The organism is Mesorhizobium sp. P5_C1 (assembly GCF_054049815.1).
This window is the reverse complement of record NZ_JBFULQ010000329.1, coordinates 1-6,321: the sequence shown is the minus strand read 5'-3', so window position 1 is coordinate 6,321 and position 6,321 is coordinate 1. Positions and strand designations below refer to the sequence as shown.

The 6,321-nt window shown below is 64.4% G+C and carries 9 protein-coding genes; 6 read left to right on the top strand and 3 right to left on the bottom strand.

Going from position 1 to position 6,321, the window contains the following annotated elements; all coding sequences use genetic code 11:
- Positions 1–148 precede the first annotated feature (148 nt).
- On the top strand, positions 149–757 hold the full coding sequence (locus ACXJ7R_RS22070; RefSeq protein ID WP_457153707.1) for a glutathione S-transferase family protein: 609 nt from the start codon (positions 149–151) through the stop codon (positions 755–757).
- A gap of 424 nt (positions 758–1,181) precedes the next feature.
- Here the strand turns inward: ACXJ7R_RS22070 and ACXJ7R_RS22065 are convergent, their stop codons facing one another.
- Positions 1,182–1,394 carry a cold-shock protein gene (locus ACXJ7R_RS22065; protein ID WP_010910991.1) on the bottom strand — a complete coding sequence of 71 codons (213 nt, stop codon included), beginning with the start codon at positions 1,392–1,394 and terminating at the stop codon, positions 1,182–1,184.
- Positions 1,395–1,680: 286 nt separating this feature from the next.
- Here ACXJ7R_RS22065 and ACXJ7R_RS22060 point away from each other — a divergent pair, with 286 nt between their 5' ends.
- Positions 1,681–2,010 (top strand): hypothetical protein, encoded by a 330-nt coding sequence (locus ACXJ7R_RS22060; protein ID WP_457153706.1) that lies wholly within the window; start codon positions 1,681–1,683, stop codon positions 2,008–2,010.
- Between the two features lie 64 nt (positions 2,011–2,074).
- On the opposite strand, the gene ACXJ7R_RS22055 is transcribed toward ACXJ7R_RS22060, so the two are convergent.
- Positions 2,075–2,644 carry a methylated-DNA--[protein]-cysteine S-methyltransferase gene (locus ACXJ7R_RS22055; protein WP_457153705.1) on the bottom strand — a complete coding sequence of 190 codons (570 nt, stop codon included), beginning with the start codon at positions 2,642–2,644 and terminating at the stop codon, positions 2,075–2,077.
- A 181-nt stretch (positions 2,645–2,825) separates the two neighbouring features.
- Between ACXJ7R_RS22055 and ACXJ7R_RS22050 the strand changes: the two genes are divergently transcribed.
- Together ACXJ7R_RS22050 and ACXJ7R_RS22045 are read left to right on the top strand one after the other, a co-directional pair.
- Positions 2,826–3,758, top strand: coding sequence for a transglycosylase SLT domain-containing protein (locus tag ACXJ7R_RS22050; protein ID WP_457153704.1), 933 nt, complete (start codon positions 2,826–2,828; stop codon positions 3,756–3,758).
- 5 nt (positions 3,759–3,763) lie between these two features.
- Positions 3,764–4,252: a GNAT family N-acetyltransferase gene (locus ACXJ7R_RS22045; RefSeq protein WP_457153703.1), complete on the top strand. Its 489-nt coding sequence runs from the start codon at positions 3,764–3,766 to the stop codon at positions 4,250–4,252.
- A 9-nt stretch (positions 4,253–4,261) separates the two neighbouring features.
- On the opposite strand, the gene ACXJ7R_RS22040 is transcribed toward ACXJ7R_RS22045, so the two are convergent.
- Complete coding sequence (locus tag ACXJ7R_RS22040; protein ID WP_457153702.1) at positions 4,262–4,606, bottom strand: hypothetical protein; 345 nt, start codon at positions 4,604–4,606, stop codon at positions 4,262–4,264.
- Positions 4,607–4,785: 179 nt separating this feature from the next.
- Here ACXJ7R_RS22040 and ACXJ7R_RS22035 point away from each other — a divergent pair, with 179 nt between their 5' ends.
- A complete protein-coding gene (locus ACXJ7R_RS22035; RefSeq protein ID WP_457153701.1) occupies positions 4,786–5,529 on the top strand; it encodes a DUF899 family protein in 744 nt (247 codons plus the stop codon).
- Positions 5,530–5,721: 192 nt separating this feature from the next.
- Positions 5,722–6,063 (top strand): RidA family protein, encoded by a 342-nt coding sequence (locus ACXJ7R_RS22030; RefSeq protein ID WP_457153700.1) that lies wholly within the window; start codon positions 5,722–5,724, stop codon positions 6,061–6,063.
- Positions 6,064–6,321: the final 258 nt, after the last annotated feature.

Sequence of the window (6,321 nt, the reverse complement as noted above, 5' to 3'; positions counted from 1 at the left end):
CGGCCTGACCTGAATCTCGTCACGCCCTTGAACGCCCTCATGCGTTCACACATCAGCGGCGCTGATGGTCATGCCAAAACAAATCATTGGTTGAGGACGTCGCCGCAGCGATAATCGCGCCGGCAGAGGCAGCGCACGGGGCACGGCAATGATACTCTACAGCATGATCGACAGCGGCAATTGCTACAAGCCGCGGCTGCTGATGGCCAAGCTTGGCCTCGCCTTCACCAATGTCGAGGTGAGTTCGCATACGGGTGAGACGCGAAAAGCGGACTATATCGCCAAGAACCCGAACGCCATGGTGCCGCTGCTCGAGCTCGATGACGGCCGGCGGCTGGCCGAATCCAACGCCATCCTGCTCTATCTCGCCGAAGGCACGCGCTTCCTGCCGGCGGACAGGTACGAACGGGGACTGGCCTATCAATGGCTGTTCTTCGAGCAATACAGCCACGAGCCCTATATTGCCGTGCGCAGGGCGCTGCTGACCTTTCCCGAACGCGCCCGGGATGCGACGCCGGAGCGGCTGGCGGTGACGCTGGAGCGTGGCAACAAGGCGCTCGGTGTGATGAACAAACATCTGGAAACCAATGCGTTCTTCGCTGGCGGTGCCTACAGCGTCGCCGACATCGCGCTCTATGCCTATACGCATACGGCAGAGCAGGGCGGCTTCCAGCTTGATGCCTATCCAGCGGTGGCAGACTGGCTTGGGCGAGTGGAAGCGGATCCAGGGCATGTGCCGATGGACTGGGTGGGGTGAGCAACTTTGGAGWTTGGCGAAAGCTTCGGCCGGAGCGTCCTTCTCCCCGTCTCTATACGGGGAGAAGATGGCGGCAGCCAGATGAGGGTTGGGCTTGGTTTGGCGATAGGCAATCTTGAGGCGTCGCGCTGCCCCTCATCGCCCTGCCGGACACTTCTCCCCGTGTAGGGACGGGGAGAAGGACGCTGTATCGCCGGTTTAGCCAATTGTCGGCGTCTCAACCCCAGACAAACAAAAAGGCGGGATAAATCCCGCCTTCCCATTTTCGGTAGCCTGATCGGGAGCGTCCGGTCCGGGCTGGCAGCTATCTGCTGATCCAGCTTTTCGGGTCTTTCCGCTCCGGCGCGCTTCTCGCGCGACTGTCAGTACATCCGTGACTTGCCGCGCGCCCCGGGCTCTCGCCCGGCGCGCGCCATTCGCAAAATCAGGCTGCCTTGCTCAGAGATCCGGCGGACGACTTGCCAGTGCGGCGGTCCTGCTCGATCTCGAAGTTGATCTTCTGGCCTTCGACCAGGGTCGACAGTCCAGCACGCTCGACAGCGGAGATGTGGACGAATACGTCCGCGCCGCCCGCGTCAGGCTGGATGAAGCCGAAGCCCTTGGTGGCGTTGAACCACTTGACCGTTCCAGTTGCCATTTAGATAGTCCTTCACATTTGCTTTAGATTGACCGGACCGAAGTCCAGCCGGTGTGCATCGAGATTTTGGAGATAGACGTCAGCAAACGCGATTATCGCGAGGCCCGGATCGATCGGCCGAAATATCAATGGAATGCATATAGGCTGCTTTCGCACGAAAAACAAGACTGCGTGAGAAGGCCGTGATCAGGATGCCGCCCAATGGCCGCCCCAATCGCGTGAGAGCGTCGCAACAGGATCGGGCCCCGGCGGTGTTCAATCCGGGAGGAGCTTGGGGGAGAGGACCATGAAAACCATTCTGCTTGCCGCCTGCCTGACGCTGGTGGCCGCCGAGGCGCAGGCGATCTCACGCTATGACCCAACGCGTATGAGCTGCGGGCGTGTGCAGTCGACGATCGCGCGGCAGGGCGCCGTCATCCTGCGTTACCAGTCGACGCGGGTGCCGGGCCTGCCGCTCTATGACCGCTATGTGCAGAGCGAGCAGTTCTGCACCATGGGCGATGTGAGAGCACGCGCCTACGTGCCGAGCGCCGACACCAGGTCCTGTCCGGTCTATACCTGCAAGCGGCCGGATTATGATCGGCATTTCCGCCGGCGCTTCTTCCATAACGACTAGAGCAACTCCAGGAAAAGCGCGTAGCGCTTTCCCCCAGGGAATTGCGTCAAAACAGAGAGATCGTTCAAAAGCCGAAGGAAACCTGCGCTGGTGGCGGCGGGCCGACGCGCACGCCTTCCATGGCCAGCATCTTCTCCTTGGTGTTCGAGCCGCCGGGTGCTGAGAAGCCGCCGATCTTGCCGCCGGCGGCAAGGATGCGATGGCAGGGAATGACCAGCGGCACCGGATTGGCGCCAAGGGCTGCACCGGTTTCGCGCGGCAGCCCGCCATGGCCGGCGCGTTTGGCCAGTTCTCCGTAGGTGGTGGTTTCGCCATAGCCGAGCTTTCGCGCCGCGTCGTAGATGGCAAGGCGGAAGTCGTCGATGCCGTCGAGATCGACGGGTACGCCTGTGAAGTCGACATCCTCACCGGCCGCATAGGCCTTGATCGAGGCGATCAGGTCGACGATCCATTGCGGCTGCGCGGTGGAGGCGGAAACGCCGGCATGGCGCATCAGCCGCCGTTCCACCGACTCGCGGCTGCGTTCGGGCAGGCAAAGCCGGATCAGGCCCTTTTTGCTCCAGGCGATGCCCATGAAGCCGATCACTGTTTCTAACACTGCGTGGCCGGCTGTGATCGAAGATGTCGTTTCCATGATGCGTTCCTTTCCGCAAAGTGGCGAAATCCGGCATTCGTCCCGGTACATATCCAGAACAATATGGCATCCCGGCCAGAGTCTCGCCACCCGAAAACCACCCGATGGCCCCGATTGCCGGTCGTGAATCGCTGGTGTAAGGAATTTCTTAATAACCCGACAAATCGGACCCGAGCGCGGCTTGCCAGCAAAACACACTCTTATCGCGATCGGCGTGTTCCTGGCTGCCGCCGGCATCAGCGGTTGCACGTCGACCTCGCAGATGAAACCCGCGCCTGCCCTGACCGAAACCGCGACTGCCGCCGGTGCTGACGCCGGCTTCACGATACCGCTGCCGGAGACGGTTTCCGTGCTGCCGGAATCATCGGGAATCGCACCCGTTCAGACGGCTGAATTGACGCCCGGACCGGCCACGCCGGCACCCGATGCCGCCGTCCAGCCGGCTGCCGCGACCGCCGCCTTCGCCGGATCGACCCCGGCAGCGCCGGCGGTACCCGCCATCATGACCGCCAATGCCTGGCAAGCGCCGCCGCCGGCGACCGCAGGCGAGACCGTCAAGACGGCCGAGACCTATACGACCGCCGGGCTCGTCATGCCCGCGACCGCCAAGGGCGACCGGAAGGTCGTGCCAGGCGTCCAGCAGGTCGCCTATATGGTGCCGCAGAACCCGGCTGCCCTCGTCCAGTTCCCGATGGCACCCGCGGAAGAAGAGCACGCGCCGGGCGTGCGTGGCGACGTCGAGCGGCTGATCGAGAAATACGCCGCCCTCTACCAGGTGCCGGTCGATCTGGTTCGCCATGTCGTCAACCGCGAGAGCACCTTCAACCCGAAAGCCTACAACAATGGCCATTGGGGGCTGATGCAGATCAAGCACGCGACGGCGCGCGGCATGGGCTATGACGGACCGGCCAAGGGCCTGTTCGACGCCGACACCAATTTGAAATACGCGGTCAAATATCTGCGTGGCGCCTGGCTGGTGTCCGGCGGCAACGCCAAGCGGGCCGACTGGCTCTACCAGACCGGCTACTATTTCGACGCCAAGCGCAAGGGCCTGCTCGAGGCGACCGGGCTTGGCCGCGACCGCCAGCGCAGCCGCCTGCAGCCCGACGCCTGAGCGCGATGCCTGAACCGCGGCCGCCGGCTCTGAACGATATCCGGCTGCGCAAGATCCTCGACGAGACGCTGGTTCCCGCGCACTGGCCGGAAGGCTTTGTGATGCGCTGCTTCGAGCCCGGTGATGCGCCGGCCCTGCATGCGCTCCTGACCGAAGTGTTCGACGACGGTGCCGACGGCCCGTTTGACGAGTGGTGGCCGCGCATATCAGGCGATCCCGAATTCGACCCGGCGCTGTGTTTCCTCGTCATCGACGCCAAGGGCCGGCTGGCGGCGGCCGCGCTGTGTTGGACGCGCGCCTTCGTCAAGGACCTCGCCGTCCATCCCGAGGCGCGCGGCAAGGGCATTGCCGAAGCGCTGATGTGGCACGCCTTCGCCACCTTTCGCGCACGCGGCGCTGACTATGTCGACCTGAAGACCAACACCGAAGAAAACGCCGTCGCAGTGCGGCTCTACGATCGGCTCGGCATGTTCGAGGTCGATTGGTACAGCTGAGCGGGGCGCTCAAATGTCCGGCGCGTTGCCGATCTTCCGCTTGAGGTCCAGCGCCCAGGCGCGGCCCTCGTCGCCGCCCCACAGCAGCCAGGCGATGTAGCCGGCCGACGGGTTTTGCTCATTGCCGTAGTTCCTGCCGCGCTTGTCGACCTCGTGGCGGGCGAAATAGCTGACCATGCGGCGGATGGTGGAGGGCGCGAGCTTTTCCCGGTTCTTCAGTTCGGTGGCGCGGGCCACGCCGATCTCGGTGCCGCCACGGCCGAATTCGCCGCGCAGGCGCAGCCCCTTGGCGGCATTGTCGGCCACCACTTGCGGGCAGCGCAGGTCGATCTCGTCGTCATCGTCGTTGTGCATTTTGTTCCCGGACTGCTGGCTTATCCTGTGGGGAGAATGCTGGGAAGAGAGCGAGGTTCCGCCACGAGGAATCGCCCGAGCGCTGCGCAAAAAAATGTCGGCACCGATCGCCGCCAAACGTCCTTGGGTCGCAGAGCAACCGCGCCGGGACGCCGGCGCCGCGACCGAAGGAGCCGATCATGATCACCTTTCCCAACGAATCCGCCAAATACCGCACCGCCCGCGAAAAACTGCTGCAGAAGGAAATCGGGCTGCGCCGCGCCATGGAAGAGGTTGCGGTCGCGCGGCGCGCGCTGCCGCCCGGTGGGCTAGTGCCGCAAGATTATGTGTTCGACGCACTGGGACCGGACGGCAAGCCCGGGAAGGTAAAACTGTCGGAGCTGTTTGCGCCCGGCAAGGATTCGCTCATCCTCTACAACATGATGTTTCCCCGCCACCCACGCGAGACGCGCGACGTGGCGACCAGCGGCGGCACGGCGAAGCTCGCACGGCTGGACCAGCCATGCCCGTCCTGCACAGCGCTGCTCGACCAAATCTACGGCGCGGTCGGCCATCTCGAAGCCGCCGGCTTCAACTTCGCCGTGGTGGCGAAAACCGCGCTCGAAAACCTGGTCACGCTCGGTCGCGACCGAGGCTGGCGCAACATGCGGCTGGTGTCTTCGGCCAACAACGGCTTCAAGCGCGACTACAATGCGGAGGCGGCCGACGGCGCACAGTCGCCGCTGCTGTCGGTGTTCCATCGCGACGCCGACGGCATCCGCCATTTCTGGAGTTCCGAACTGGATTTCGCGCCAACGGACCCAGGCCAGGATCCGCGTGGCGTCGGCACCTGCGAGCCGCTGTGGAACCTGATGGATTTCACGCCCGAGGGCCGGCCGAACTGGAACGAGCAACTGCAATATGGCGAGGCGTGCTGTCACTAGGAGGGCAGGGGCTCGTTCTGTACGGCGGGCGATCGCTTCAGGTTGGTTCGCACCTTCCGGACGCTGGCGCCGCCCCTCACCTGCCTGCCGGCATCCTCTCCCCGTAGAACGGGGAGAGGGGAGCTGTGATCGACGCTTTCGCCAATCGCCAGCGCTGCAGGAAGAGAGCCGACGTCGCGGCAGGCCCCTTTCTTGGGCGTGCCGCTGTCGCTGGTGACCAAAGCCGCCGGGCTGGTCTTCGTGTCCGGCACGCCGCCGCTCGATATCTCGACCGGCAGGCTGGTCAAGGGCGACATCGAAACGCAGACCGAGGCRTCGCTGAAGGCGCTGAAGCATTGCCTGGAAGCGGCCGGCACCTCGCTGGACAACGTGGTGATGGTGCGCATCTACGCCGTCAATTCCGGCTTCTACAACGCCATCAACCGCGTCTATGCCAGGCATTTTCCCGAGAACCCACCATCGCGGACCTTCGTGCCGGTGGCGTCATGGCCGATGGAGTTCGATATCGAGATCGAATGTGTGGCGGTGGGCTGAGCCGAGCTCCCCTTCTCCCCTTGTGGGGCCCGAAGGGCGGGCGAGGCCCGTGACTCGCCCCGGGCGGTGTCGCCGAAGGCGACGGATGAGGGGTGTTCCAGGGAACGCCAACGTCTCACTCCGCTGGAGCACCCCTCATCCGTCTCGGCGCTATCGCGCCGATCCACCTTCTCCCCCAGGGGGAGAAGGTAAGGGCGTTCCCGGCGCCGCATCTGGGCAGGGGTGAGCGGCGTCAGTCCTGGACCATCGCTCCGCGCT

Excerpts from the sequence above, each read along its gene's own strand:
- ACXJ7R_RS22070 (WP_457153707.1), top strand. The coding sequence starts at position 149 with ATGATACTCTACAGCATGATCGACAGCGGCAATTGCTACAAGCCGCGG.
- ACXJ7R_RS22065 (WP_010910991.1), bottom strand. The coding sequence starts at position 1,394 with ATGGCAACTGGAACGGTCAAGTGGTTCAACGCCACCAAGGGCTTCGGC.
- ACXJ7R_RS22060 (WP_457153706.1), top strand. The coding sequence starts at position 1,681 with ATGAAAACCATTCTGCTTGCCGCCTGCCTGACGCTGGTGGCCGCCGAG.
- ACXJ7R_RS22055 (WP_457153705.1), bottom strand. The coding sequence starts at position 2,644 with ATGGAAACGACATCTTCGATCACAGCCGGCCACGCAGTGTTAGAAACA.
- ACXJ7R_RS22045 (WP_457153703.1), top strand. The coding sequence starts at position 3,764 with ATGCCTGAACCGCGGCCGCCGGCTCTGAACGATATCCGGCTGCGCAAG.
- ACXJ7R_RS22040 (WP_457153702.1), bottom strand. The coding sequence starts at position 4,606 with ATGCACAACGACGATGACGACGAGATCGACCTGCGCTGCCCGCAAGTG.
- ACXJ7R_RS22035 (WP_457153701.1), top strand. The coding sequence starts at position 4,786 with ATGATCACCTTTCCCAACGAATCCGCCAAATACCGCACCGCCCGCGAA.